At 66.0% G+C, this 1927-nt stretch carries 1 protein-coding gene and 3 pseudogenes; 1 reads left to right on the forward strand and 3 read right to left on the reverse strand.

Annotated features, from left to right (window positions below; all coding sequences use genetic code 11):
• Nucleotides 1–310, forward strand: a pseudogene (locus IEW15_RS26235) (hypothetical protein); the annotation flags it as partial.
• Nucleotides 311–328: 18 nt separating this feature from the next.
• Here the strand turns inward: IEW15_RS26235 and IEW15_RS26685 are convergent.
• The 3 genes and pseudogenes from IEW15_RS26685 to IEW15_RS25265 all read right to left on the reverse strand — a co-directional run.
• Nucleotides 329–520: pseudogene (locus IEW15_RS26685) on the reverse strand (ABC transporter permease); the annotation flags it as partial.
• 121 nt (nt 521–641) lie between these two features.
• Nucleotides 642–1484, reverse strand: a complete 843-nt coding sequence (locus IEW15_RS25260; protein ID WP_188583269.1) for an ABC transporter permease — start codon at nt 1482–1484, stop codon at nt 642–644.
• Between the two features lie 91 nt (nt 1485–1575).
• Nucleotides 1576–1927: pseudogene (locus IEW15_RS25265) on the reverse strand (ABC transporter substrate-binding protein); the annotation flags it as partial.

The raw sequence follows: 1927 nt of genomic DNA on the forward strand, positions 1-1927 counted from the left end.
GTCGATCAGCCGTGGCTCATCATGTCCATCGGCATGCGATCATGGGCACATGGGTGACCGTCCATGGGACTTGGTATCAGCCCCGCAGCGCGGGGGCAAGCGGACATCGACAGGGTTGGAGCCCATTCTGCAACAGGCTCTCAATCCGGTTGAGAATGTCTGGCAGTTCATGCGCGATAACTGGCTCTCGAACAGGATCTTCAAATCCTACGCCGACATCCTCGATCACTGCTGCTTCGCATGGAACTGTCTCGTCGATCAGCCGTGGCTCATCATGTCCATCGGCATGCGATCATGGGCACATGGGTGACCGTCCATGGGACTTGGTATAAGCCGCCGGCACGCCGATAACCGCGGTGATGCCAAGACTGGCCAGCGCCAGCCAGATCGACCGCCAGATGGTGTCGGCATACAGCCGCCAGACCTCGGCCACCCAGTCGAGGGTGAGGCCGCTCGACAGGCCGCGGAAGAAATTGACCGTCACCCCGGCCAGCGCCGACATCACCACCGGCACCACCATGAAGGCGCAGACCAGAAGCGTGAAACCGAGACCGGCCCAGAAGCCGGGGCCGCGTGGCGTGCGGCGCCGGGATGGGGCGTGGCCGGGCGGCGGGGGCGGGTTGTGAGCAATGGACATGGGCTCAGCCTCCTCCGGCGGCGCTGGCGCGGCCACCCAGGCTGCGGGCGGCGAACAGGCTGACCCAGGTGATCAGGCCCAGCACCAGCGACAGCGCCGCGGCGCCGGCGATGTTCGCCTGAAGAGTGAATTCGGTGTAGATGGTCATGGCCAGCACATCGATATCGGTTGCGAGTGCAAAGGCGGTGCCGAAGGCGCCCATGGCGGTGGCGAAACAGATCGCGCCGCTGGCGATCAGACCGGGGGTGAGGGCGGGCAGCACCACATCGCGCAGCACCCGCAACGGCCTGGCCCCCAGCGATCGCGCGGCTTCGGCCAGCGCCGGATCCAGGGTTTCGGCCGCGGCCATCACGGTCAGGATCACCCGCGGGATCGAGAAATACAGATAGCCGATGAACAGCCCGGCCGCCGAATAGGCGAAGACCAGCTTGTCGCCGGTCAGCGCCTTGCTGATCGTGGCGACCAGCCCCTGGCGCCCGCCCAGCATGATCACCAGAAACCCCACCACCACGCCGGGAAAGGCGAGCGGGAAGGTGAGCATGGCGATCAGCACCGACCGCCCCGTGAAGCTGTGCCGGGCCAGAAACAGCCCGGCCACGGTCGAGATGGCCAGCGCCGTGGCGGTGACGGTGATGGCCAGGGCCAGGGTGGCGATGGTCACCGACAGATGGCGCGGGTTGGTGAGGATCGACAGATAGGCGGCGGCACCGTCGGGGCCCTGGGCCCCGGCGATGGCGAGGCGCACCAGTGGCACCAGCAGAAATGCCGTGAGCACGATGCCGGCTGGCAGCATCAGCAGCAGCAGCAGCAGGCGGGGCTGGCGCCAGCCTTTTGTGGTGGCGGTCATGGGGTGGAAACGATCATGGGGGCGGATCCAGGCTGCAGCGAACGTGACCGCATGGCGCGGATGCACCATACGGTCACGTGATTTTTTTGGCTCATCTGACTTCGGCGAGATACTTGTCGGCGAAGGCCTTCTGGTTGGCGGCCATGGCGGCATAATCGATCGGTGTGGCGCGGGCATAATCGGCGGCGGGCAGGAAGCGGGCCGCGACCTCGTCTGGCAGGGCAACATCGCGCGCCGGGCGCAGATAGGCATTGGCCCAGACCGACTGGCCCTTGTCGGACAGCACGAAGTCCAGGATCTTGCGGCCGTTATCGGCGTGGGGGGCGCCCTTCACCAGGCTCATCACATAGGGCACGACCAGCGAGGGGATGTCCCGGTCATTGTTGAAAAAGGGAGAGCGGCGTTGCTCGCCTTGAGCCGTTAGGCTCGGGGTGTCGAATCCT

The sequence above is a fragment of the Tistrella bauzanensis genome (assembly GCF_014636235.1).
Classification (GTDB): Bacteria; Pseudomonadota; Alphaproteobacteria; order Tistrellales; family Tistrellaceae; genus Tistrella; species Tistrella bauzanensis.